Origin of the sequence: Occallatibacter sp., assembly GCF_049582745.1 — a bacterium.
Lineage (GTDB): Bacteria > Acidobacteriota > Terriglobia > Terriglobales > Acidobacteriaceae > Telmatobacter.
Genome location: NZ_JBAUUO010000177.1, coordinates 39,281 through 64,414, shown reverse-complemented (window position 1 = coordinate 64,414; position 25,134 = coordinate 39,281). Strand labels below are relative to the sequence as shown.

Genomic DNA, 25,134 nt, shown 5'->3' with positions numbered 1-25,134 from the left:
CCCAGCATGCATCGAAGCAAGCGGTCTGGGTTGCGAGTTGGGGTGCGTCGCAGCAGATTCCAGAACCACAGAATGCGCTTTCACCGGAAGACCTGACCGACGCTACCCTGCGACAGATCTTTCATCTATCCGTAGGCGGTCCGTCGCTCCGAGTGCACTTCTCCAACGCGTTCGGTACGGAGCCACTTCGTATCACATCTGCGCATATTGCTCGGCCGCCTTCTCCGACTTCATCGGCAATTGAACTTTCAAGTGATCGGCCGCTGACATTTGCCGGAAGTGCAGAAGCTACTATTCCGCCGGGTGCCGAGTTGATCTCCGATCCGGTGGATTACGCAGTGCCACCGCTTTCCGACTTGGACGTGACCTTCCATTTGCAATCGCCACCCGCACGTGAGACTGGGCACCCGGGCTCGCGGGCGACTTCGTATCACGTCCATGGAGACCTGGTGAGCGCAGCCACACTTACTGAGCCCAAACATGTGGATCACTGGTACCAGGTATCCGAGATCGACGTCCAGTCTGGGGCGGGCTCGGCTTCAGTTGTCGCACTGGGCGATTCGATCACCGACGGGCACGGAGCGACGACGAACGGAAACGATCGCTGGACCGACGTGCTCGCAGCGAGACTGCAAAGTTCGCCCGCAACCGAAAGCATCGGCGTATCGAACCAGGGGATTGGCGGGAACCATCTTCTCTCTGACGGTCTTGGGCCCAATGCGCTGGCGCGTTTCGATCGCGATGTGCTCGCGCCGACAGGCGTACGTTGGGCGATTGTATTTGAGGGAGTGAACGATCTTGGCGGACTGGCGCGTGTTGGCGAGGTGGGCGCAGAGCAACATCATGCGCTCGTGGGGCGGGTGATCGAAGCGTACCAGCAGATTACAGAACGCGCCCATGCTCATGGACTGCACGTATTCGGGGCGACAATTACTCCGTATGCGGGATCGAATTACTATCATCCCGGACCGCTGAGCGAGGCCGACCGGCAGGCAGTGAACCGCTGGATTCGCTCCCCCGGAAACTTTGACGCGGTGATCGACTTTGATGGCATTGTTCGCGACCCGGAGCACCCGGATCGTCTGCTGCCGGCATATGACTGTGGCGATCATCTGCATCCGTCTCCAGCCGGGTATAAGGCGATGGGTGATGCGATTCCACTCAGCTTGTTTAGCAAGGCAAACTGATAGTGATAGACGGACTGGGAGTCTTGATGCACAAAGCGATACTCGTCTTAGTGATCTCGGGATGTCTTTCTGGCGCCCTGATGGCAGGTTCTGCCGAACTGCCCAGGATTTCCAAATCGGGCGACGGCGGTCAACTCATCGTCGATGGCAAGCCATTCTTGATTCTCGGTGGAGAGCTTGGCAATTCCTCCGCGGGTACTGCAGCGCAAGCGGATGGCATCCTTCCCCGGCTCACCGCATTGCACGTGAACACCGTCTTGATGCCGGTGGCATGGGAACAAATCGAACCCAATGAAGGCACCTTCGACTTCAGCATCCTGGATCGCTGGATCGATGTGGCACGACAACAGCATTTGCACCTCGTGCTTTTGTGGTTTGGCAGTTGGAAGAATGGCGTGTCGAGTTACGCGCCGGACTGGGTTAAGCAGGACACGAAGCGCTTTCCAAGATCTGAATCATCGACCGGCGATGAGTTGGAGATTCTTTCTACCCTGGGAGCTGAGTCGCTTCGCGCCGATAGCGCTGCATTTTCATCATTGATGAAGCATCTGAAAGAGAAAGACGAAGACCGGCAGACCGTGCTGATGGTGCAGGTGGAGAATGAAGTTGGCTATCTCGGCCGCGGTCGCGACCGGTCTGCAGCGGCCAATAAGCTGTTTGAAGGTCCGGCTCCAGCGAAACTGGTGCAAGAGCTCCAAGAGAAGCGCGACTCCTTTTCTCCTGAGTTGCGAGCGCACTTTAACCCTGCAGGAAAGACCTGGCGCGATGTCTTTGGAGATGCATCGGACGAGGTCTTCATGGCATGGAACTACGCGCGGTACATTGAGGCCGTGGTGGAGGCGGGAAAGCGCGAGTATCCATTGCCGATGTATGTAAATTGCCAGCTACCCGCGCCGGGTGAGCGCGCAGGCGAGTATCCCAGCGGCGGACCGCACCCTTATTTTCTTGAGGTCTATCGTGTTACCGCGCCGTCGATCGACTTCTATTCTCCCGATATCTACTGGCCCAACTTCGAGGACTGGATTGACCGCTACCGGTTTAAGGGAAATGCGGTTTTTGTGCCGGAAGCGCGTATGGGCAGCGCTCCCTATAACGCGCTTTATGCATATGGAGAGGCGAAGGCCTTCGGCTTCTCTCCATTTGGGATTGACAGCCCGCAACCGTCGAGGATTGAGGACACTTCTGGGCCGAGTATTGCGGAAGTTTACGGTGTGCTAAGCCAAATGAGCGACCTGCTGCTGGCGAGCCAGGTTGCAGGAACTACTCGAGCGCTCGTGCTTCATAAAGACAGTCCGAGGCCAACCCGCACCGTGGCGCTTGGCGGTTATCTGTTGGAGTGCGCGCTCTCTCGTTCGTGGCCTTCCCGAACGCTTTCAACCAATGACGGGGCCATGATTGCGATTGAATCGGGTCGGAACGAGTTCTATGTTGCCGGGAGCGGTTTAACGATTTCATTTGCGCGGGATCCCGATACGGACAACAAGATCAGCGGCATTGCGCGTATCGAGGAAGTGAGCCGCAGTGCAAATGATTGGGTCGTGGTGCGACGTTTGAACGGAGACCAGAGCAACCAAGGCCGTCAGCTTTCAATGGACCCGCATCGAATTGGAATCTTTCGCGTCAAACTGTATGCCGTTGATCCGTCTACTCCAGGGCATTGATTGATCGACTCTCGTCATCCGTCCGCGGTCCAAACTCATCTACGCGCCAAGGACAGAAACATCTGAAGAGACTTCTGCTGGACAAGCGATTGTGGACACGCGGGCAGGAAAGACTGGCGGCCGAGCATGCTCTGAATTCCAGCCAAATAAAAACTCCGTCGCTGTTCCGCAGATGCGTCCCTGGCACGGCCCCATTCCGCAACGGGTATGAAGCTTGGCTTCGCGCCATGAGTGCATCGAATCGAGCGCGTGGCGCTGTACATCTTCGCAGCGGCATACAAGAGTCTCCGGCGCCACAGGATCCTTCAACTCGGGCCTCGGTGCAAACGCTCGATCGAGTTGCTCGGCGAATCGCGCATGGCGATCGCGTCTTTTAAAAAGATGTGCGCCTGAGTGGCCGGCGCATACCAGGCCGGCGATTTCACCCTCGCACAGGGCCTTTTCCAGGCCCCCTATCCCGGTCGACTCACCAGCGCAATAAACTCCGTGAACTGACGTCTCCTGTGTGTCATTTACTTCCACATATCCGGATCGAACCTGACACTGAAGCAGGCGCGGGAGTTCGAGATTCGGCACGAGATGGAATCCGCATCCAAGGTAGTCGCATTCGATTGTGCGAACTGTTCCATTTACCGAAACGGCGACTGACCGCAATGAGCGATCACCATACGCTTCGACGACCCAGGCACCTGTTCGATAGGGGGCATGACGTGATGCCGCGCGATAGGCTGCCCCGTCGCGAAGTTTGCCGGGAAAGCGAAGAAGCTGCACGCCGAATTTCGCGACGCGCGCGGCAGATGCTTGTTCGAAGATGCCAAGGATGCGCGCGCCCTTTCTGGCCAGGGCTGCGGCGACGGCCAGCAGCAGGGGGCCACTGCCCGAAAGCACAACGCGCTTACCTTCGACGGGCAATCCGGCCTTAACCATCGCCTGAAGACCGCCAACTCCCATGACGCCCTGCAACGTCCATCCAGGGAACGGCAGAAAACGCTCACGGGCGCCCGTGGCCAGAATGAGTCGGCGATACCGGACATCATCGAATCCTACGGAAGCTTCGATTCGCAGGACATTCGAGGCGGGATGCGCTACGACAGCGGATTCTCTGCACAACACGACACGGAAATCTTCGAGAGCTTCTTGTAGTGCAGCGAATCGACGGTCACTGTGATTATTGTTGCTTCTCCAGATCTGACCACCGGGGTTTGCGTTATCGTCAATGAGGCAAACCTCGGCGCCATGTTTCGCTGCCGCGGACGCTGCGGACATTCCTGCAGGTCCCGCGCCGACAACTACCACGTCAAAACTCATCATCCCGTGACCACTTCCATGCCGTGTCGTGCGACCACTTGGCAGGTGCGGACGTGCGGGATGGCGTTCACGGTGGCGCAGCATTCCATACAAATGCCCATCGCGCAAAATGCGCTGCGCGGCTCACCGGATAGAGACTCGCGCAATGCAATTCCTGCCTGCAAGAGCGCGGCCGCAACGCTCGAGCCCGATGGAACTGAGACAAGACGACCGTTGACGGTTAGATCAACCTGTGGCTTTTCGGTTTGTGCGGAATCGGATCGCGCCATCGTCGAGAGAGACGTTGATTGTAACTCATTTTGTATACTGCGCAAGAAGCGTGCAGACGCCTTCGATAGAGCTATGACCGCTAATCAGAGCTTATTCAGAAAGATCGAAGTGATTGACTCCCACACTGCGGGGGAGCCGACGCGCTGCGTCCTCTCTGGAGGGCCCGACCTTGGCGGAGGATCTTTGACGGAGAGGATGGCAAAGCTGCGTCACGATCATGATGGAATGCGTCGTGCCATTCTGTGCGAGCCGCGTGGATCCGATGTGGTGGTCGGCGCATGGGTTTTGGAGGCGGATACGCCCGACTGCATAGCTGCAGTCGTATTCTTCAACAATGTTGGTTACCTGGGAATGTGCGGTCATGGAACCATAGGTGTCGCTGTGACGCTTGCCCATCTGGGCCGAATCCGGCCAGGGATTCACTTTCTGCAGACACCAGTCGGCAAGGTAAAAATTGATCTCCTCTCATCAAATCGTGTCACCGTTGAAAATGTTTCCGCTTACCGCTATAGAGTTGGGGTCAACGTTCACGTGCCCGGTTACGGAACAGTCGTTGGGGATGTAGCCTGGGGCGGAAACTGGTTCTTTCTTTGCGAGCATGATGGGCTGCCGCTCGACTTAAAGAATGTCGATGATCTCACTGAGCACGCATGGAAGATTCGCGCAGAACTTTCCGCGCGTGGGATAACGGGCGCCGATGGTGCGGAAATTGACCATATCGAACTCTTCACCGCGCCGCACGAGACCGCAAACCATTGTCGAAACTTTGTGCTCTGCCCAGGAAAGGCATACGACCGGTCCCCTTGCGGAACGGGCACCAGCGCAAAGATGGCTTGCCTGATCGCTGCGGGAAAGCTTGCGCCGGGCGACGCATGGCGTCAGGAAGGAATCCTTGGCACAGTCTTCGAGGGACATGTTCGCATTCAAAACGGGGCCATCCTCCCTTCGATCACCGGTTCCGCGTTTGTGATGGCGGAGAGCACGCTGATCTTCGATCCCGAAGATCCGTTCCGCAACGGAATCCTCGCATGAAGCCAATTAGCTTCGATGCAGTGATCGTTGGCGGTGGAATTGTCGGAGCGGCCACTGCGGCGGCTTGCGCGAGAATTGGAATGCAGGTTACTCTCGTCGAACGCGACGTGCTCGGAGGCGGCGCAACGGCGGCAGGTATGGGTCACATTGTCGTGATGGACGACTCCGAAGCACAATTTGAACTGACTCGTTATTCGCAGTTGTTATGGTCGAAGACCGCGCGGGGGCTTCCGCCCTGCGCCGAATATGAAATGCCGGGAACACTATGGCTTGCCGCGGATGAAGAGGAGATGGCCGAGGCTGAGCGGAAGGCGAGTTTTTATCGCGAACGCAACGTTCCGGCGCAACTATTGACCGCACGGAAAATTGAGGAACTCGAGCCGAATGTCAGGCCAGGTCTCGCGGGCGGAATGCTGGTTCCCGAAGATGCCGTGGTCTATCCGCCGGCGGTCGCCCGTCATTTTGCTCATCTCGCGGAAAGTCTTGGCGCCACCTTGATGCTTCAACGCGGCGTTACAGCATTGGGAAGCGGACGTGTGCTTTTGAACGATGGGCAGGAGCTAGCTGCTCCTTTCGTCATCAATGCTACAGGCGCCTGGGCTCCCGAGCTGACCGGCGAAATTCCGGTAAAGAAACGTAAAGGGCACCTGGTAATAACCGATCGATATCCAGGTTATGTATGCCATCAATTAGTTGAGCTCGGATATCTGAAGAGCGCTCATTCGGTCGCATCAGATTCGGTAGCATTCAATGTACAGCCGCGGAAAACCGGCCAGGTCCTCATTGGATCCTCGCGTCAATACGGAGACGAGACAGCGAAAGTGGACCAGGAGATCCTGAGTGCCATGTTGCAAAGAGCGACCGCGTACCTACCGTCCATTGGTTCCCTCAATGCCATACGTGTCTGGACCGGGTTTCGCGCCGCTACCCCGGACAAGCTTCCATTGATTGGGCCCGCAGTGGATGACGAAACCGTGTGGCTGGCAAGCGGGCATGAAGGATTAGGAATCACCACATCGCTCGCGACGGGCGAATTAGTAGCCGCAGCACTCTCGGGCGGGCACTTACCCACGCCTCTTGACCCCTATTTGCCGTCCAGATTTGACCGTCACAGCAGTCATTCCGATTCTGCAAAGGAGCCGCTATGAAATGGAAAGGCGTAATGCCGGCCATGACTACTCCATTTGATGAAAGCCTCAAGATTGATTGGCTTTTCGTCGACCGCCATGCCCGCTGGCTGGAGAAGAATGGATGCACCGGGATTGTGTGTCTAGGCTCGCTCGGAGAGGCGGCAACCCTTGGGTTTGACGAAAAGATAAACATCGTCCGCAAAGTAGTTGCAGCAGTTTCGTCGTCGGTCCCTGTGGTTGGAGCAGTGTCGGCGCTGTCGACAGAAGAGGCAGTGCGGCTTGCCAAGGCGCTTGCCGACGCGGGTGCGCAGGGATTGATGATTTTGCCGCCATACGTGTACCGAGGCGACTGGCATGAGATGAAAGCACACGTCGCGGCAATCCTACGCGCCACTGCGCTGCCTGCCATGCTTTACAACAACCCAATCGCATACGGAACAGATTTCATTCCCGACCAGATTCGAGAGCTTGCTGGAGAATTTGAGAATCTAGTCGCGGTGAAAGAATCCTCGACCGATATCCGCCGCGTTACCGCGATTCGCGCGCTCACTGGCGACCGCCTTGCCGTCTTTGTCGGTGTCGATGATGCAATTGTGGAAGGAATTGAGGCTGGCGCCACCGGTTGGATCGCAGGGCTGGTGAATGCCTTTCCGCGTGAATCCGTCGAGCTGTTCAATCTTGCGAGTGCAGGCAACAAGCAAGCCGCCTACGATCTGTATCGCTGGTTTCTGCCCATGTTGCGCATGGACACCGTCTCCAAATTTGTCCAGCTGATCAAGCTCGTGCAGGAAGAGCTCGGAATAGGCTCAGCGCGTGTACGTCCACCGCGGCTCCAGGTTGAAGGGGAAGAACTGGCTGAAGCAAAAAAGGTGATTGCGGAAGCGGTGCGCCATCGTCCGGAAGCTCCAATCAGGAGTTCGTCTTTTCTCTAAGCGGCACAAGCTGGAAATCAACTCCTCGTCTGACGCGAAAGAACAATGGCACACATCCTCATCTGGACAATCTCGGCTTCCAGTATCATCCTGATGCTTTTGCGGCCGTTCAAAACGCCGGAGGCCGTTTGGGTTTCGGCCGGAGCATTGCTGCTGTGCCTGTTGCGCCTGATGCCGCTTGCCTTAGCCGGCAAGGCGGTTGCAGAAGGGTTGGATGTGTATCTCTTCCTAACCGGCATGATGCTACTATCTGAGCTTGCGAGTGATTATGGTGTGTTTGCCTGGATGGCACATGTTGCCGTCAAATCGGCGAACCGATCTTCGACGAGGCTATTTACTTCGATTTTTGTAGTCGGCGTGCTCGTGACCATATTCATGTCCAACGACGCCACGGCGATTGTTCTTACGTCGGCCGTGCTAACGGCGGTCAAGCGCGCCAAGGCGCCGCCACTCCCTTATCTCTTCTCGTGTGCGTTGGTCGCGAATGCGGCCAGCTTTGTTCTGCCCATCTCCAATCCTGCGAATCTGGTGGTATTCAACTCAACTATGCCGCCTCTGCTTCGCTGGCTGGCCGGGTTCAGTGTTCCCTCTCTGGTCGCAATCATCGTCACCTATGCGCTTCTTCGGTGGTATTGCCACAAAGAAATCTCCGCACCGTGTAACGGTTCGATCTCGGATGTCCGCCTATCGGCTATGGGAAAAACGAGCCTAATCGGAATCATTGCAGTTGTGATCGCGTTGCTTACAGCGTCTGCAATGGAGATTAGCCTCGGTCTGCCGACGTTTCTCTCATCGACGGCGGTAACAGCGATCGTGGCAGTTCAGAGCCGGTCGAACCCGATTCGGCTGATACGGCAAATCAGCTGGAGCATTTTGCCTCTCGTTGCAGCGCTTTTCGTTATCGTGGAAGCTGTGAAGAGCGCCGGAGCCATGCAACTGCTTCACAATGTGTTCGAGAGCTGCCTTCATTTTCCCCAATCCGGAGCTGCTCTCGCGCTTGGAATTTTGGTGGGTCTCGGGACGGACATTGTGAATAATCTCCCGCTAGGGCTTATCACGGGCGCTGCGTTGCGCACGGTTCCGCTTCAGCCGATGTTCGCAAAGGTCATCATGATCGCGATCGACCTCGGTCCGAACCTCTCCATCACGGGCTCGCTTGCTACAATCCTCTGGTTGACTGCAATCCGGCGTGAAGGTCTGGATGTCAGTGGCTGGCAATTCTTCAAGCTCGGCGTGATTATTATGCCGATCTCACTCGTCTTCGCCATTCTGGCTGCCTTGCTGATCTGAAGCTATGCAGCAATGCATTTGGAATACATCCTCCCCCGACAATTACAGCATCTAATTGCCTTACGGCCGAGTTATTCGTTTTTCCAATCCCGCACTAACCTGGTGCCAAGAGAGATATGGCGCGCGTTCCCACTTCGACATACCGAGTTCAGTTGAATGCAAGCTTTACTTTCGACGATGCGGCGGACATGGCTGCTTATCTCTTGGATCTAGGTATATCGCACGTCTATTGCTCGCCATATCTTCAAGCTGCTCCTGGCAGCATGCACGGGTATGACGTGGTCGACCATCAGCGGGTGAATGAGGAACTAGGCGGTGAGGAAGGACATCATCGGTTTTGTGCTCGTCTCGCGGAACTAGGACTCGGACAGGTACTCGATATCGTTCCGAATCATATGGCCATCGGAGCACGCAATCAGAACTGGTGGGATATTCTCGAGAACGGTCCTTCGAGCCGATTCGCAACTTGGTTCGATATCGACTGGCACTCATCCGAGGTCAAACTACAGAACAAGGTGCTAATACCAGTTCTTGGAGATCAATACGGCCGGGTCCTTACCGCAGGCCAGATTCAGATTGATCAAGAGAGCGGCTCGTTGTGCGTCCGATACTCCGAACATCTCTATCCGCTTGCACCGAGGTCTGTCCCCGTGATCCTGGATCGCGCGGCTCGATACGCGAATAGTTCAACCCTCAGCTTCCTGTCCGATAGCCTGATGCGTTTGCCTCTACCGGAAGCGACCGACACTGAGGGAATTAATTCACGACATCGGGATAAGGAAGTCATCTACGATCTTCTGCGGAGATTCTGTGAAGAGCACCCAGCGGCGGTGCAGGCGGTCGACCGAGCAGTTTGCGAAATCAATGGGGATTACGATGCCCTGGATGAGTTACTGAATCTGCAGCACTATCGATTGGCATATTGGCGCACCGCTGACCAAGAGCTTGGATATCGCCGATTTTTTGACGTAAACTCCCTTGTTGGACTGCGCGTTGAGCGGCCACACGTCTTCGATGCCACCCATCGCCGGATTCTCGATTGGCTACACGAGGGTGTTCTCGACGGAGTGCGCGTGGACCATCCCGACGGCTTGCGCGATCCATTGCAGTACTTCACGCGCTTGCGGCAACAATGTCCTGAGGCGTGGATCATTGGCGAAAAGATACTCGAGCCTGGAGAGTCTCTTCGCGAGAATTGGCCGATCCAAGGCACAAGCGGCTACGACTTCCTGAACCTTTGCAACGGATGGCTTACATATCCGGAAGGGTTGAAAGAGATCACCCAGATTTACAAAGATTTCACCAATGAGCCAACGGACTTCGCAGAAATTGCCCGCGAGAAGAAACTGAGTGTAGCGCATGAAGCCCTCGGCAGCGACGTGAACCGGCTTGCCAGCCTGTTCGTCGAAATCTGCGAAAACAACCGCGATCGGCGTGACTATACGCGGGCTGAGATCAGGCGCGCCATCCGCGAAGTTGGCTCCGCATTTCGGGTCTACAGGACCTATGTTGTACCCGATCGGAATGAGATCGTGGATGAGGATCGCCATGAAATTGTGGAAGCCGTTGAGAGAGCGAAGAGCCAAAGACCGGATGTTGACGCGGGTCTATTCGACTTCATGGGAGATGTGCTGCTCTTGCGGTCTCGTGGGCCACTTGAAACCGAATTTGTCTACCGATTTCAACAATTCAGTTCACCGGTGATGGCCAAGGGCGTGGAAGATACAGCTTTCTACTGCTTCAACCGCATGATCGGGCTAAACGAAGTGGGCTCCGCGCCTGATCGAGAAGGGCCCACGACCTCGGGGTTCCTCGAGTGCTGCATGAAGATGCAAGCCTCTCATCCCGCCACAATGACTACGCTTTCCACCCATGATACCAAGCGGTCTGACGATGTGCGGGCCCGTCTTGCCGTGATCACCGAGGTCCCCACTCAATGGAGAGGATTCCTGCGGCGTTGGTCTCGCCTGAATGCTACGTTCAAGACGGACGCCCAACCGGATCGCAACACGGAATGCTTCTTATATCAAACCATGATCGGTGCGTGGCCCATTGAGCGCGATCGGCTGACCGGTTATATGGAGAAGGCCGTCCGAGAAGCGAAGCAGCAAACCAGCTGGACGCAGCAGAACAGGAAATTTGAGGACGCTCTGACAGGGTTTATCGAGCGCATCTACGCCAGCAATGAGTTTATGGCCGCGATTGAGGAGTTCGTAGGACGGATCCTGATGCCGGGAAGAGTGAACAGCCTTGCGCAAACCCTGCTGAAGTGCACTGCTCCGGGTGTCCCGGACACCTACCAAGGCAGCGAGTTGTGGGACCTGCACCTGGTCGATCCCGACAACCGCGGACCGATCGATTACGCTGTAAGACAGTCGCTTCTCTCAGAGCTTAAATCTGAAATTCCCGTCGAAGAGATTGTTAACAGAATGGACAGCGGTCTTCCCAAGCTATGGGTGCTCTACCGCTCACTCAATCTACGCAGGCGCCGGCCGGAATTGTTTGGCGCGGAAGCAGATTTCGAACCGCTTTCGTTTGAGGGAAAAAAGGCTGATCATGCGATGGGCTATCTGCGAGCCGGGAAATTGGCGACAATCGTTCCCAGGTGGCCCGTGAAACTCGGCGGGCATTGGTCGAACACTACAGTTGAACTGCCAGGGGACCGCTGGACGAACCTGTTTACCGATGACACGTTGCATGGTGGCTGCATGCCCCTGCAGAACATCCTCGGCCGCTTTCCTGCAGCGCTCCTCGTGAAAGCGGAGAGCTGAAGCATGCACCTGTTCAATGTTTGGGCTCCGCGCGCAGCGACGCTCTCAGTGGAAGTCGGCGGAAAATCTCTTCCCATGTCTGGACCGGATGATGAAGGGTGGTGGGACCTTGCCGTTGCATCTGCCGGTCATGGAACCGACTATGGCTTTCTGATCGACGGCGATTCCAAGGCGGTGCCCGATCCCAAGTCTTTGTGGCAGCCATACGGCGTTCATGGCCTCTCCCGTGTCTACGATCAACACGCATTTCGATGGAAAGACCAAGGATTTCAAGCGCCTCCGCTGGCCAGTGCAATTATCTATGAGTTGCATATCGGTACATTCACATCCGAAGGCACTCTGGATTCTGCGATTGCAAAGCTGGAATACTTGCATGAACTTGGTATCACGCATGTTGAACTGATGCCTGTCGGGGCCTTTGACGGCGATCACGGCTGGGGTTACGACGGTGTGGCGCTTTTTGCGGTGCATGAAGCCTATGGCGGCCCCGATGCCTTGAAGAGATTCGTCGATGCAGCACACGACATCGGGCTGGCAGTGCTTCTCGATGTGGTGTATAACCACTTTGGTCCGTCTGGAAACTACACTGGAAAGTTCGGTCCGTACTTAACGGATGCCCATCGAACTCCGTGGGGCGGCGCGGTAAATCTTGAAGAAGCTGGATCGCACCAGGTGCGCCGGTTCTTTTGCGATAACGCGCAAATGTGGCTGCGCGATTTCCATATCGATGGTTTACGCATCGACGCTGTGCATTCGTTTGTGGACCGCTCGGCTATCCACTTTCTTGAAGAACTCGCAGCAGAGATAGAGACTCTAAGCGCGACCATTGGCCGCAAACTGGTGCTCATTGCGGAAAGCGACCTGAATGATCCGCGCATCGTGACTCCACGCCAATGTGGCGGCTTTGGAATGGACGCGCAGTGGAGCGACGATTTTCACCACGCTCTTTTTGCTGTACTAACACGGGATGGTCTTACCGGCTATTACACAGATTTCGGATCCCTGGCTCAACTCGCTAAGGCGCTCCAAAAGACGTTTGTCTACGATGGAATCTTTTCCCGATACCGGAATCGGATGCATGGCCGCGCCGTAAAGGATATATCCCAACATCGCTTCCTGGGTTTCATCCAGAATCACGATCAGGTCGGCAACCGGGCACTCGGCGACAGAATCGCCCAAAGCGCCGGAGCCGATCGCGCGAAGATTGCGGCGGCCCTCGTGCTGCTCGGGCCATTCATTCCGATGCTGTTTCAGGGTGAAGAATGGGCCGCGACTTCGCCCTTTCTGTACTTCGCCGATCACCGAGACAGGGAACTGGCCCAGCAGGTTTCAGAAGGGCGCAAGAGAGAATTTCTAGCCTTCGGATGGGAACCTTCGACAATCCCCGATCCAGAGAATCCTGCGACCTTCGACCGCTCAAAGCTAAACTGGGATGAACTGTCAGAACCTCTTCACGCCGAAACGCTGGACTGGTACCGCAAGTTGATCCAATTGCGACGAGCTACGCCGTCCCTCAACAACGGTGAGCCGGGGAGCTTAGAAGTCACCTATAACGAAGAACAACGGTGGCTGAGCGTGATACGCGCAGAGATTGTAATCGCAATCAACCTCGCGGCAAAAGCCGTATTTCTGCAAGTTGAACAAGAAGCCAACCTGATACTTTGGTCGCAACCGAATGTCGTTGTCGAAAACGGCGCTATCGCGTTGCCGCCTGAGTCGATTGCTGTCATCAAGACTTCCCCCCAGCGTTAGAAGTGACGGATGGTCTCGTGCCGGGAGGGCTCTTCGGAGGCCGGTACCGCCTCGTTCTGAGGTGCATGCGCTTTATCCGCCGACCAGTCGACTCGCCCTTCGAGAGATCGACTTACGAGTTCGCGTGAGCCAAGGCCGATCGCGAGCGAAAGAGTCAGCACAATGCCGCCAAACAGGATTCCAAAGGCAAGTTCAACAATTTTTCCGCCAACTTGAAGATGGTCGAGCACCATTGCCGCGGTAAGTACGAGCACCAGCCATTTCACGCCGAGGGACAGAAACCTCGCATAGTGCAGTTGTGCATTCACTGCCCCAATGAGTACGGAACGCGCAAGGAATCGCGCGATCAGGGTTCCCGCAATCAGCAGCAGGACAGCTCCAACAAAGTGCGTCAAATAGGGCAACATCGAAACCGGTAGCGGTGCGCCGGTTGCATAAGATACGTCGAATGCCGAAACGCCGATTATCAATCCAAGCAGTACAGAGCCCCAGAAAGAGGCTCGCGCAATAAGGGCCGTCGGAGAACTGGAAGGGGCCCACTCTGAATTTCCATGATTCAATCTCTCGTCGAACTTGAGAAATCCGAGCCCCTTGCGCAGGATCGTGGACAGGGCCATGCCGATCAATGTGAAGAGGGTTAGCGCGATAAAAACCGCAAGAATGCCGGGCAGGACTGCGATCAACAGCGACAGCACTCGATAAACAGATTGGTGGAGCGCGTCAGACATGTGGTGCCAAATCGAACCATTGTCGGAGATCAGCGGAGGCGGCTGCGATTTATAGTCTTGAACCGTCTGGAGCATTGTGGCGAGGAATCTTTCCATCGGACTCTCTCCTTGAATTACCCAATCCAGGTCTTCGGTGAATAGCACTCTCTGCGGCAGAGCATCACGAGTTAAACCGGTCTGGCCAGCGCCAGCGCGAAACAATGTACTGTTTGTCAGATTCAAATGCGGCGGCAACCGCCTCAACGTGAGCCTCGGAACTGGTGCCCGACTTCACAACATTGAGGTGACCGGCCACCCATGCAAGATAAAGTGGAATCAATGCGCCAAGCAGATGTCCGCGATTGAGAGTGCGCAGTCTGTAAGCCACTAGAAAATCAAAAACAATTCGTGCCCAGAGATTCTCCGTCATTCGAAACGCCGAAGGCTCCACAACCGAGAGCCGCTTCAGGCCGAGCAGTGAATTTGGAGCCAGCACCAGGGACCAGATTTCCTGAAGGTTTGAAAATGCCAGGCGAAATGCTTCGACCATAGGGACGACATCAACCTCTCCCTCGATCCCAGGGATTGGGCGAGAGGTCCGCCTTTCCGGCGGAAGTCGGCGAGGCCGCTGCCAGAATGCGGCTTTTGCTTCAATGTCTGCGAACAGAGATCCCGTAACCAGGGTAAGAATCGCATTGATGTTTGGTTCAGCGGGTTGCGGCAACATCCTCGTTCCTACGTCGATCTCATCGACACTCAACCCAGCAACCGCGGCTTCGCTTACCGGCCAGATAATCGCGTCAGACTGAGTTGAATTGACAAAGCGTTGCGCTGTACTGGCGAGCCGATCCGCCATGCGGAGAGAGAAGGCCAAATCAATCGACAGCGGAAATCGTGCCCGCGAACCAAACAAGGCCCGGCTGAGTGGGTAGAGAATGGCCGAGTTCACGAGACCGGCGCTCGGTGGAAGCGAGTAGTGGGGGACCGCGAGATCGAAGGTGGAATCCGATACGGCGTTCGCCAGTTCGCGCAGTGCCGCGGCACTCAAAGAGTCAGCACCAGGGCCGAGCATCAGGACTCCGCGAGTTCCATTCTCTTTCGCGGCATTCACTGCATGCACAAAATCAGCCGCAGTTAACGGCCAAACGGCGTTTGAAGCTTGCGTCGAAATTATGCGCAGACCCGGATACGTAGTTCCTGACGTATCGTTAGGAGTCGCAATAAGGAGGCCTTCCGCAGGAAAGAGCGCGACCAAGGTCGCAAAGATATTCGTAAGTGACTCGGCCGCCATCGGCGCGACAAAAACAAGCATTCCCGCTGGCGCGGAAGTTTCCGTCGAATGAGCGTCCGGAGTTGAATTCGTGGTTACCATAGGGGATTAGAACTGTGCGTCTCTCTCAGGAAGGTGATCTACGAAATGGCCGGCTGTATGGATTTGATGCCGGTCACTTGCACAATGTCAGGATACCTGCAAGCGGGATATGCACCCACGTGAGTCGGTTGTTGAGTTCATACTGCAGTTCGTAAAGTGCCTTCTCAAGCACAAATGCTTCCAGCAAGGTCTGCGTTTCGCTGGGCGAGGACAGAAGCTCCGGTTTCCTTTGAATGGTCTCGTGATAGGCCTGAAGGAATTCGGCCGAGGCGAGCCTTTGCCACGCCTGGGACCACGTGCCAAGGCTTGTGGTTGCCGATGTTTGCGTCGACCTGGCGGTGTTTAGTTCGTACTCATTCAATCCCGCGAAAGCCACGTAGGAAAACGAGCGCAGCATCCCAGCCACATCTTTCAGCGGCGACTGCTTGCGACGGCGCTGAGAAAGAGGCCGTGCCGGCTCGCCTTCGAAATCCAACAAAATGAAGTCGCCATTCCCGGTGGCGCCGTGTGCCGTACCGGTCCTGAGCGTCTGTCCAAGATGATAATCGCCGTGAATGCGAATGCGCTGCCCCGCCGCCGCAAGATTCACGATTGAGCGGCTCCGATCGAAGAGTTCCAGGCGTTTGGAGAGGAGCAGACCGGCATCGTCAGCGGCCGATTCGTCAAGAGACGAGAGCCTCAATTTGAGCGCTTCCAAAGCAGATCGTATTTGCGATTCAATCTGGAGTGCATCCGCCTGCAGGTCGTCATGGGAACATGGTTCTGGCATAAACGCCGGGTCAGAGGAGGGGGAACTCAGCGCGATATGCATCTCCGCTGTTCGACGACCCAAAAGAGCGGAAGCCACCATCGTTTCGAAGCAGATTTCGGGCATCCAATCCGGGAGTGATCGAGTAGTTCCAAACTCTGCAGACGGCACAACGGGTGCACTGGAATTGAGAGAAATGTGCCTGTAAAAACCGCTTAGCTGCCGAAGGAACCACGCCCAGCCGTCACCCTCGTTAGCTACCAAGCCCTGCAGCATCGCGACTGTTGTCTTTTCCCCAGACGCGGACGTCATCGCAATCTCGCCGAAGAACGGCGGAATGCAATCGAAATGTGCAACTTCAGTGAGGAACCGCCCAATCTCCACGTCTGGATTTTGGCCTGGCTGCAACCTCCTGAACATCTTCAGAATCAGCGCATCGCCGTAGATGATGGAAGTGTTGGACTGTTCCGCCGAGCCGACGCGGGACTCTAACGTCTTTGAGATTTCTAAATCACGAAGCGTGGACGAAGCATGGGCGCTGAGAGATGCGGTCGATCCTGCGGTTTCTCCGGCTGCAGGCGACTCGCTCGGCTTGATTCTTTCGGCGCTGGCGACCCGAGTCACTGCTGGGTCTGGACGCAGCTCAGATGCTGCTTCGCCAGGTTGCACATCGAGCGGCAGTGGCTGTGTTGAAAGGACGTTCGGTTTGGTCTTGCTGCCAATGGATTCGGCCGAAGTCTCCCCTGAGGGTTTGAGGCTGGCTACGTCCAGTTCAGCGGAAGTCGCCTGCGCCGCTATCGTCGACTTGGGAATATCGATACATGCGAGAGGGATCGTAGAGTTGCATTCGATCAACTTTAATTCAATTCGGCGAAAGTCTTCGCGGAGTGTAGCGTCATGCAGAATGGCCGTGCCGCTTGAGAACGCAAGAGTGGTCAGGACGCTGTCTGGGCGTTCTCGGGCGATGGTGTCCGCTTGATTCCCGGTGCTCATTGCGACTGGAATCTGATAAGAATCTGGTGCACCCTCAAAGTAAGTCACCTCTACGAAGAGGATGGCCGGAGAAACGAGATCGTCCTCAGACTTAGCGGACCGGAAATCTCCCGCATTCGACTCCGCGATGGAGGAGAGGTCGGCCCAGTGCGAAACGCGCACGGACTGGATCCTTCTGCTCTTGGCACCAAACCACCGTTGGTGCGCAAGCCAGTTTGGCAATGCGGATTCAATGCGCGCCAAACCATTGGCTGTGAGGACTTCAGGCCAACCGGATGTTTTCAGGTCAAGTACCGTCATTTCCGTCCCAAGAGGTTCTGCCACCGGCACGCCTTGAAGCTCGGGCAGGTTCTTTGCGTCCGAAGTCGGAGCCTGCAATTCGAGCCAAAGAAATGAATACGGCGCGAGCGTCAACCGATATGGCGCGGCCGTGACCGTGGGGAACGGAACGTAGCCCAGCATCTCTACTGGTTCCATGCCTTCGTACGCTGCGAGATCCAGCGAAACCGGCTGTGCAAACCTGCTCAAATTAGCGACGCACAATACGATCTCATGCGTCCCATAGTCTTGTTCCAGTTCCCGCAGATACGCGAGGATCTTCCTGTTCGACGGATTGAGAAAGAGCAGACTTCCACGGCCAAAGACCTGGAAGAGCTTGCGCAGCGCAATCATGTTGCGCGTCCATTGCAACAGACTGGACTGATCCGCCTGTTGCGCCTCGACGTTCACCACTTGGTATCCGTAGATCGGGTCCATCACTACCGGGAAGTAGAGGCGCGCTGGATCGCACTTGGAAAACCCTGCGTTCCGATCCGATGTCCATTGCATCGGAGTTCTCACGCCATTGCGATCGCCCAGATAAATGTTGTCGCCCATCCCGATCTCGTCGCCGTAATAGAGGATCGGCGTTCCGGGAAAACTGAGCAGGAGGGAGTTAAGCAGCTCGATGCGGCGTCGATTGTTGTCGACCAGTGGCGCGAGCCTGCGTCGAATGCCGACGTTAACACGCATGCGGGGGTCGGCCGAATAAGCAAAGTACATGTAGTCGCGCTCGTCGTCTGTCACCATTTCCAGTGTCAGCTCGTCATGATTGCGTAGAAACAGACCCCACTGGCAGCTATCCGGAATGGGAGGAGTCTGCGCCATGATGTCAGTAATCGGCAGTCGATCCTCCTGGCGAAGGGCCATGTAGATACGAGGCATCAGCGGAAAATGGAACGCCATGTGACACTCATCGCCATCGCCGAAATAAGGGCGCACATCCGCCGGCCATTGATTCGCTTCAGCCAGAATCAGCCGGTTGGCATAGTCGGCGTCGATGGCTGCGCGGATTGCCTTGATGACATGGTGAGTATCGGGCAGGTTCTCGCACGAAGTTCCATCGCGCTCCACAAGATAAGGAATAGCATCCATGCGCAGCGCGTCAACGCCCATGTCGAGCCAGAAGCGCATGGCTTTCAGCACTTCTTCCATCACGCGCGGATTATCCCAGTTCAGATCGGGTTGGTGTGAAAAGAAGCGATGCCAGTAGTAAGCCTGCGCTGTCTCATCCCATGTCCAATTGGATTTCTCCGTGTCGGTAAATATGATGCGCGCATCCTTGTAAAGCTGGTCTGTTTGTGACCAGACATACATCTCGCGCTCGGGTGAGCCTGGAGCCGCCAAACGCGCGGCTTTGAACCAGGCATGTTGGTCACTCGTATGGTTAATGACCAGTTCGATCATCACCTGCATATTGCGTTGGTGAGCCTCATCGAGAAACCGCTTGAAGTCGCTCAGCGTTCCATATGAGGGATTGACATTCGTGTAATCCGCAATATCGTATCCGTCATCGCGTAGCGGAGAAGGGAAAAAAGGCAGCAGCCAGATGCACGAGACTCCGAGATCCTGCAGATAATCGAGCTTTGATATCAAGCCCGGGAGATCTCCGATCCCGTCGTTGTTGGAGTCGGCGAAGGCTCGCACGTGAAGCTCGTAAATGATCGCGTCCTTGTACCAGAGCGGATCAGTGGCGCTTGCAATCTTCTTCACGCGGAGGGTCTCCAAGCTGATTTGATGCACCTGAACGACTGACGTTTGCTGAAGGGGCAGAAGCTGCGGCGAAAGCAAGTCAGCTTTAGTCGACGCCCCTGATGGCGGCTTGGGATGTCTCAAAAGCCAATCCAATCGAAATCGACGAAACTAAAGAAAGTATTCGAAATCCGTTTCCACCCTCATACGACGATGGATTTTGAGAATGTGGCCCGACATTGTCATGGGATTCAGCTCGACGTAATTGCGCGGGCCCTGCCATAAGTATCGCTCGCCTGTCAGCATATCCTCGGCTTCGAAGGGGCGATCCTGAGGAATTTCGAGCTCTTCCAAAGGCAGGTTCACAAACCCTGCCTGCGTGTGGTGGGGATCGAGGTTCACGACTGTCACAACCAGGTTCGAGCGATCGTCCGATTCCTTGCTGTAACAAATCAGTTGGTCGTTGTCGGTGGAATGAAACTTCAATGTCCAATCATTCTGAAGAGCTGGATTTTCATTGCGAATAGCGTTCACCCGTGCAATCAGATTGCGAAGGCTGTCCGGGCGCTCCAGGTCCCAGGTTCTGATCTGGTATTTTTCAGAATTCAGGTATTCTTCGCTGCCATGCCTAACCGGCTTGTTTTCCTGTAATTCGAAGGCTGGACCATAGATGCCATAGTTGGCGCCTAACGTCGCCGCCAGCAACAGCCGAATCACAAAGCCTGGACGGCCTCCCATTTGAAGAAACTCGGTCAGGATGTCAGGAGTATTGGGCCACTGATTGGGCCGGAAAAACTCCCGCACCGGCGTCTGCGCCAGTTCGGTGAGGTAAGTCGTGATCTCATGCTTTCCGTTGCGCCATGGAAAATACGTGTACGACTGGCTGAATCCCAGCTTCGCGAGCCGATACATGATTTTCGGACGGGTAAAGGCTTCCGCGAGGAAGAGCACCTCCGGGTGATCCCGCTTGATCTCCGTAATCGCCCACTCCCAGAAAGGGAACGCTTTGGTGTGCGGATTATCGACGCGGAAGATCGTTACGCCCACATCGATCCAATAAATAAAAACGCTTTTCAGCTCGGTCCACATCCCCTCCCAATCGTCGCTTTCGAAATCGAAGGGATAGATGTCCTGATATTTCTTTGGTGGATTTTCCGCATATTGGATCGTTCCGTCCGGCCGCTTCTTGAACCAAGTCTTATGGTCTTTTACGTATGGGTGATCCGGCGCGACCTGGAATGCAATATCCAATGCAACCGATAATCCGAGCTTATCCGCTTTGGCGACAAATCTTCTGAAGTCGTCGACCGTTCCCAGATCGCTCAGAATTTCCTTATGTCCTCCTTCTTTTGCGCCGATAGCCCAGGGGCTGCCGGAATCACCCGGCTGAGACTCGGGATTGTTGTTGCGTCCCTTCCTGAACATCCTCCCAATGGGATGAATCGGCGGCAGGTACACGACGTTGAATCCCATTTCCGCAATGTACGGCAGCCGTTTCTCGCAATCGGCAAACGTACCATGCGCTCCCGGCTTCTCCGCCGTCGAACGAGGGAAGAATTCGTACCAGGAACTGAATCGGGCGCGTACAGGATCGACAACGATCGTCAATTCCGGAGTCGACTCGCTGGCGAACCGCTTGTCAGGATAACGCAGCGCAAGCTCGTGCAGCATGGGATCGGTTGCGTGAATTCGGAGTTCGCTGGCCGACAATCCCGAGCGCAAAACAGCAGCTCGCTCGCGCAACCATACCTGGTCCCCGCCAGACGCTCTTTGTGCCGCCTGTGTCACAAGTTCCGCACCGATCAAGTAGTCCACGGTCGCATCACTCTCAGCCTTGATGCGCTTCAGCAGGTCGCGCCGCCACGTCTCAAAATGATCGACCCACCCCAGGACCTTGTAGCCGTAGCGTCCCAGCTCTGAGACCCGGAATGAAGCTTCCCACCGGTCGTTCACCAGGGGTTTCATTGGAATCTCCGTCCATTCGTCGGAGCCCTCCCGGTGAGCAAGCAACGAAGCCGCAATCGCATCGTGCCCATCCGTAAAAATGTCGGCTTCGACGTGCACCTGATCGCCCACTGTCCGCTTGGCCGCGAAGCGCCCGCAATCCACCTGTGGCGTAATTCCTTCGATAATGACGCGTCTGCGTCCGTCCGATCGCATTGTTGTCACCGCTCAATCATGTTCTGCAAGATTCTCGCCGTTCCGCATTACAGCAGTATTTTTTCTATCTACCCAATCGAGTGGCCTATTTACTGCTTCTTCTTTTGCTCGATCAGGCGCTGATAGAGGTCAATGGTCTGATGCGCAATCGCCGTCCAGCTGAAGATGTCCTCAACCCGACGCCTGCCCGCATTACCAAACCGTTTGCATTTTTCCTCGTCCCGGAGCAATTCGTTAATCCTGGCCCCAAGATCCTTCGCGAATTTCTCCGGATCGCGCGGAAAGCTTGTTACAGGATCCTGTTCAAACGGAACGAGATAGCCCGTCATTTCATCGACAACCACCTCTTTGATGCCCCCGGTGGAACTCGCAACGACCGGCGACCGGCAAGCCATCGCCTCAAGGTTGATGATGCCAAACGGTTCGTAAACGGACGGGCAGCAAAAGGCACGTGCGTGGCTGTAAAGCTGGATCGTCTCCCGTTTGGTCACCATTTTTTCGATCCACACAATGCGCGGATGATGTTTGCGAGCCGCGTTCACTTTGTCTCGAAGTTCGGTTGCGATCTCCGGCGTATCCGGCGCCCCGGCACACAGCACTACCTGCGTCTCGGCGGGCAAGTAGCGAATGGCATCAACGAGATGCGTGACGCCCTTCTGACGAGTAATTCGCCCCACAAACAGCACATAGGGAACAGCCGGATCAACACCATAATCCGTCAGAGCCTTGGTCTCCGCGGTCTTCTGATACTCCGCGAGATCGATCCCGTTATAAATAACGTGAATGCGCGCTGGATCGACCTCTGGGTATGCTCGCTGGATGTCTTCCTTCGTCCCTTGCGAGACTGCAATGACGGCGTCGGCATCCAGAATAGCCGTCCGCTCCATCCACGAGCTCATCGCATACCCGCTGCCAAGTTGTTCGGCCTTCCAGGCCCGCAGCGGTTCAAGGGAATGTGTTGTAAGGACGAACGGAACTTCGTAGAGCTTTTTTGCAAGGAATCCGGCCATCGACACGTACCACGTGTGTGTGTGTACGATATCGATTCCCTCGAGAGCCTTGATCTGTGTAAGGTTCAGGCTGAAGGCTTCGAGTGCTCCCTTGAATTTTCCTTCAGTGCCATTGGAAATCTCAGGCCATGGCTCCGCTCCGCGAACGTGTAAGTTGCCCACGTCAGAGTGCTGGGGACCCCAGCAGTGCACCTCAACTGCAATCACTTTGGCGAGTTCCCGGCTCAGGTAATCGACGTGAACGCCGGCGCCGCCATATACCAGGGGCGGATACTCACGTGTGAAGATGCCGACGCGCATTCCTTTGACCTCCGGCCTCACCATCCTGGCGCTCTCGATTCATTCGGCGACCTGTGCTCTGCCGAATTCCATCGGGAAAACTCATGCAGACAAGGGCCACGCGGCGGTGCATCCGGACAGCCCTCGATTCCCCAATGTTACTGCACCGGATGAGTTTAGATGCCGACCCTGACCGGTGCAAGCTCTCCCGCAAGATTCGGCCGATCACGGTTCTTTGCAGATGTGGATATTCCTGAATCGCAGCCGCCACCCGTCACTGGCTCGGACCTGAATCTCCCTCCGGCAGCATCTGAAAACTTACAAAAGCCAGATGGAGCCCGTCCGGCGCCCAGTCGGGCACGTTGTCGGTGCCTGCGCCGCCCACCAGGTTGACCAGAACGCGAACCTTGCCATCGCTAATGTTCAGGATTCGCAGGGCGATATCCTTGTTTGTCGGATGGCCCTTCACATCCTTGTCGTAACCGACAATCACAATGGATTTTCCATCCGGCGAAGGGTGCGGCGTCCAATTGTTGAATTCATCTGATGTCACTTGTTCCGCGCCGCTCCCATCCGGGCGCATGCGCCAGATCTGCATCAGACCGCCTGCGCGATCGGAATTGAAATAGATCCATTTCCCGTCCGCCGAGTAGTCCGGGTCATCACTGATCCCGCTTCCTGTCGTCAATGCCGTTTCCACTCCGCCTTCGACAGGAATCGAAAGGATATTGCCGCCTCCCGCGTGATTCGGCCGCGTGAAGGCGATCGTCTTTCCGTCTGGCGACCAACTGTGAAAATAGGACGAGGGATTCTGCGTGAGTAGCCTCGGCTCCCCGCCATCAGATGGCACGATATACACGCGTGTCTCGGGCTTTCCCGGCATGCTGCAACTGATCGCCAGCCACTTTCCATCCGGCGACAATCCATGGCTTCCGGTGCAGTTTGTCGCCGCACCCGTGTTGATCATCCTGGCCGGTCCGCCTTCAGCCGGAATCGCCCAGATGTGTCCGTCGCGATTGAAGATCAAGGTTTTGCCGTCTTTGCTCCAGTTTGGAGCCTCCATCCGACCAGGTCCTGTTGCCACCACCATCGCGCGCCGGAAGTTGTCTTCAATACCGATTGTTTGCAACGTGCTGAAGAGAACCGGTTGCGCAGTCGTCTCGGCGGGCTTCTCAAGCTTCACATTGCTAAACGTCGCCGTCTCGACCACTTCGCTGTTATGCGAACAAACTCCGATCCCGGCATAGAAGGTCCCGTCCAAATGCAGCTTGATGGATGCTCCCACCTGGTGCAGCGGTTCCCCGTGATTGCTCAGAAACATCGTGATCGTGTCGCCGCGCTTTTCCAGCCGAACCTGTCGGGGCGACTCGATGTTCAGTTCGATATCCTGCGTGGTTACGCCCCGCTCGCGCCGGTACTGCAATGCCGTCATGCCCGACCCATGCTGCGCCGCATCCACATACACTCCGTCTGCATCAAGCGTCTGGCGAAACATAAGCACCGCTTTCCGGTGAGGACTGGGATTGCCTTTAGTCGAAGGAAACGCCATATCGGCCGTCAGCGAAACATCGCCCGATACCTTCTTCCAAGCAAAGTGAAACGCATCGACTGTCGTCCACAAGTTGGCGCCCGCCGCGGCGACCGTGTAGACTCCGTTCCCGGCGTCGTAGGTGCCGACTCCCGGAGGCGACACTGCGCCAATGTCTGTCTGTCCTTCAAAAAATCCGAGTCGGCGAACTCCCGCCTGCGCTACACAAGCTCCGGCCTCGAAGGAAAGAATCAAGCTGCTGAGGCAAACCAAAATACGACGTGCGGATGTCACTTTCATTGCCCCCTCATTCATCCCGGCGATTGACCAGTTGCTTTAGGGCCACAAGTTCTCATTCATGGGTATCAGTTGGAGTAGCAGCCGTCTTCCAGTTGATCACGTGATACACAGCTGGATCAGTGCCCACGTTTCTCAGACCGTGCAATTGATTCGAAGCGAAGAAGATTACCGACCCCGGTCCAACCCGCTTCCAGTCGCCATTCACCAGCGCCTCGACGGTGCCCTGACGCACAATGATCATCTCCTCGTTCGGATGGCGATGCGGCGGATGCGGTGACTTCCCGGGATTCAGCGTGGTGACATGCACCTCCAATTGTTCCAGCGTTGGTGTACGCACCTTGAAGAAAGACCTCACCGAACCCGTTTCCGTCGGCTTGGCCGGAACCGATTTCCAGTCAAACACGGACGAGCCGAGCAGCGGCAAACGGTCAGCCGCCGCGAACGCGCCGGCGGTGCTTACAGTCGCAATCAAAGCAATCATCAGTTCTCTACGCGAAAGCATTTCCAAACCTCCCAAATGGAACCAGGTGATCTTTCGTATCAGAGAACCGTTTTACTACAAAGAGCGACTGTTGGCTTGCAAGAGAATTGCGGTCAGGCGCGACAGGGGCGGGGAAAGCGGGATGAGGAAAGCACGGAAGGCGGAGACTTTCAAATAATTTTGGTACATGGTCAAAATCGCGGTCGTATTTTC

General features: G+C 56.0%; 17 protein-coding genes. 8 read left to right on the top strand and 9 right to left on the bottom strand.

The features are described from left to right. The first annotated feature begins 449 nt into the window (after positions 1-449). Positions 450-1,187, top strand: coding sequence for an SGNH/GDSL hydrolase family protein (locus WCA10_RS25705; protein WP_472825409.1), 738 nt, complete (start codon positions 450-452; stop codon positions 1,185-1,187). A 26-nt stretch (positions 1,188-1,213) separates the two neighbouring features. Next, the gene (locus WCA10_RS25700) at positions 1,214-2,848 is read left to right on the top strand and encodes a GH35 family beta-galactosidase (protein ID WP_472825408.1); all 1,635 of its coding nucleotides are present in this window, start codon (positions 1,214-1,216) and stop codon (positions 2,846-2,848) included. A gap of 39 nt (positions 2,849-2,887) precedes the next feature. Here the strand turns inward: WCA10_RS25700 and WCA10_RS25695 are convergent, their stop codons facing one another. Continuing rightward, positions 2,888-4,159 (bottom strand): FAD-dependent oxidoreductase, encoded by a 1,272-nt coding sequence (locus WCA10_RS25695; protein ID WP_472825407.1) that lies wholly within the window; start codon positions 4,157-4,159, stop codon positions 2,888-2,890. Then, the gene (locus WCA10_RS25690) at positions 4,156-4,425 is read right to left on the bottom strand and encodes a (2Fe-2S)-binding protein (RefSeq protein ID WP_472825505.1); all 270 of its coding nucleotides are present in this window, start codon (positions 4,423-4,425) and stop codon (positions 4,156-4,158) included. The genes WCA10_RS25695 and WCA10_RS25690 overlap by 4 nt, the downstream gene beginning before the upstream one ends. A gap of 73 nt (positions 4,426-4,498) precedes the next feature. Here WCA10_RS25690 and WCA10_RS25685 point away from each other — a divergent pair, with 73 nt between their 5' ends. The 6 genes from WCA10_RS25685 (at position 4,499) to treZ (ending at position 13,333) form a co-directional block, all read left to right on the top strand. Continuing rightward, positions 4,499-5,458 (top strand): proline racemase family protein, encoded by a 960-nt coding sequence (locus tag WCA10_RS25685; protein WP_472825406.1) that lies wholly within the window; start codon positions 4,499-4,501, stop codon positions 5,456-5,458. Then, the gene (locus tag WCA10_RS25680) at positions 5,455-6,606 is read left to right on the top strand and encodes an NAD(P)/FAD-dependent oxidoreductase (protein WP_472825405.1); all 1,152 of its coding nucleotides are present in this window, start codon (positions 5,455-5,457) and stop codon (positions 6,604-6,606) included. Before WCA10_RS25685 ends, WCA10_RS25680 begins: the two co-directional genes overlap by 4 nt. Continuing rightward, the gene (locus WCA10_RS25675; RefSeq protein WP_472825404.1) at positions 6,603-7,520 is read left to right on the top strand and encodes a dihydrodipicolinate synthase family protein; all 918 of its coding nucleotides are present in this window, start codon (positions 6,603-6,605) and stop codon (positions 7,518-7,520) included. Before WCA10_RS25680 ends, WCA10_RS25675 begins: the two co-directional genes overlap by 4 nt. 45 nt (positions 7,521-7,565) lie before the next feature. Continuing rightward, the gene (locus WCA10_RS25670) at positions 7,566-8,810 is read left to right on the top strand and encodes an SLC13 family permease (RefSeq protein ID WP_472825403.1); all 1,245 of its coding nucleotides are present in this window, start codon (positions 7,566-7,568) and stop codon (positions 8,808-8,810) included. Positions 8,811-8,926: 116 nt separating this feature from the next. After that, on the top strand, positions 8,927-11,581 hold the full coding sequence (gene treY, locus WCA10_RS25665) for a malto-oligosyltrehalose synthase (protein ID WP_472825402.1): 2,655 nt from the start codon (positions 8,927-8,929) through the stop codon (positions 11,579-11,581). 3 nt (positions 11,582-11,584) lie between these two features. Further along, complete coding sequence (treZ, locus tag WCA10_RS25660) at positions 11,585-13,333, top strand: malto-oligosyltrehalose trehalohydrolase (protein WP_472825401.1); 1,749 nt, start codon at positions 11,585-11,587, stop codon at positions 13,331-13,333. Here the strand turns inward: treZ and WCA10_RS25655 are convergent. The 7 genes from WCA10_RS25655 to WCA10_RS25625 form a co-directional block, all read right to left on the bottom strand. Continuing rightward, on the bottom strand, positions 13,330-14,157 hold the full coding sequence (locus tag WCA10_RS25655) for a hypothetical protein (protein ID WP_472825400.1): 828 nt from the start codon (positions 14,155-14,157) through the stop codon (positions 13,330-13,332). The genes treZ and WCA10_RS25655 overlap by 4 nt on opposite strands. A gap of 64 nt (positions 14,158-14,221) precedes the next feature. Continuing rightward, positions 14,222-15,352: a hypothetical protein gene (locus WCA10_RS25650; protein ID WP_472825399.1), complete on the bottom strand. Its 1,131-nt coding sequence runs from the start codon at positions 15,350-15,352 to the stop codon at positions 14,222-14,224. 133 nt (positions 15,353-15,485) lie between these two features. Then, complete coding sequence (gene treS, locus WCA10_RS25645; protein WP_472825398.1) at positions 15,486-19,184, bottom strand: maltose alpha-D-glucosyltransferase; 3,699 nt, start codon at positions 19,182-19,184, stop codon at positions 15,486-15,488. Between the two features lie 150 nt (positions 19,185-19,334). Beyond that, a complete protein-coding gene (locus WCA10_RS25640; protein ID WP_472825397.1) occupies positions 19,335-21,323 on the bottom strand; it encodes an alpha-1,4-glucan--maltose-1-phosphate maltosyltransferase in 1,989 nt (662 codons plus the stop codon). 89 nt (positions 21,324-21,412) lie between these two features. Beyond that, a complete protein-coding gene (gene glgA / locus WCA10_RS25635; RefSeq protein WP_472825396.1) occupies positions 21,413-22,633 on the bottom strand; it encodes a glycogen synthase in 1,221 nt (406 codons plus the stop codon). Positions 22,634-22,886: 253 nt separating this feature from the next. After that, positions 22,887-24,440 (bottom strand): hypothetical protein, encoded by a 1,554-nt coding sequence (locus WCA10_RS25630; RefSeq protein WP_472825395.1) that lies wholly within the window; start codon positions 24,438-24,440, stop codon positions 22,887-22,889. Between the two features lie 52 nt (positions 24,441-24,492). After that, on the bottom strand, positions 24,493-24,942 hold the full coding sequence (locus WCA10_RS25625) for a cupin domain-containing protein (protein ID WP_472825394.1): 450 nt from the start codon (positions 24,940-24,942) through the stop codon (positions 24,493-24,495). Between the last annotated feature and the right edge of the window lie 192 nt (positions 24,943-25,134).

What these genes read in the sequence shown, in the direction of transcription:
- WCA10_RS25690 (WP_472825505.1), bottom strand. Translation starts at nt 4,425, where the DNA reads ATGGCGCGATCCGATTCCGCACAAACCGAAAAGCCACAGGTTGATCTA.
- WCA10_RS25680 (WP_472825405.1), top strand. Translation starts at nt 5,455, where the DNA reads ATGAAGCCAATTAGCTTCGATGCAGTGATCGTTGGCGGTGGAATTGTC.
- WCA10_RS25655 (WP_472825400.1), bottom strand. Translation starts at nt 14,157, where the DNA reads ATGGAAAGATTCCTCGCCACAATGCTCCAGACGGTTCAAGACTATAAA.
- WCA10_RS25625 (WP_472825394.1), bottom strand. Translation starts at nt 24,942, where the DNA reads ATGCTTTCGCGTAGAGAACTGATGATTGCTTTGATTGCGACTGTAAGC.
- WCA10_RS25640 (WP_472825397.1), bottom strand. Translation starts at nt 21,323, where the DNA reads ATGCGATCGGACGGACGCAGACGCGTCATTATCGAAGGAATTACGCCA.
- WCA10_RS25650 (WP_472825399.1), bottom strand. Translation starts at nt 15,352, where the DNA reads ATGCTTGTTTTTGTCGCGCCGATGGCGGCCGAGTCACTTACGAATATC.
- WCA10_RS25630 (WP_472825395.1), bottom strand. Translation starts at nt 24,440, where the DNA reads ATGAAAGTGACATCCGCACGTCGTATTTTGGTTTGCCTCAGCAGCTTG.
- WCA10_RS25695 (WP_472825407.1), bottom strand. Translation starts at nt 4,159, where the DNA reads ATGATGAGTTTTGACGTGGTAGTTGTCGGCGCGGGACCTGCAGGAATG.
- WCA10_RS25700 (WP_472825408.1), top strand. Translation starts at nt 1,214, where the DNA reads ATGCACAAAGCGATACTCGTCTTAGTGATCTCGGGATGTCTTTCTGGC.
- treY (WP_472825402.1), top strand. Translation starts at nt 8,927, where the DNA reads ATGGCGCGCGTTCCCACTTCGACATACCGAGTTCAGTTGAATGCAAGC.
- glgA (WP_472825396.1), bottom strand. Translation starts at nt 22,633, where the DNA reads ATGCGCGTCGGCATCTTCACACGTGAGTATCCGCCCCTGGTATATGGC.
- WCA10_RS25685 (WP_472825406.1), top strand. Translation starts at nt 4,499, where the DNA reads ATGACCGCTAATCAGAGCTTATTCAGAAAGATCGAAGTGATTGACTCC.
- WCA10_RS25670 (WP_472825403.1), top strand. Translation starts at nt 7,566, where the DNA reads ATGGCACACATCCTCATCTGGACAATCTCGGCTTCCAGTATCATCCTG.
- treZ (WP_472825401.1), top strand. Translation starts at nt 11,585, where the DNA reads ATGCACCTGTTCAATGTTTGGGCTCCGCGCGCAGCGACGCTCTCAGTG.
- WCA10_RS25675 (WP_472825404.1), top strand. Translation starts at nt 6,603, where the DNA reads ATGAAATGGAAAGGCGTAATGCCGGCCATGACTACTCCATTTGATGAA.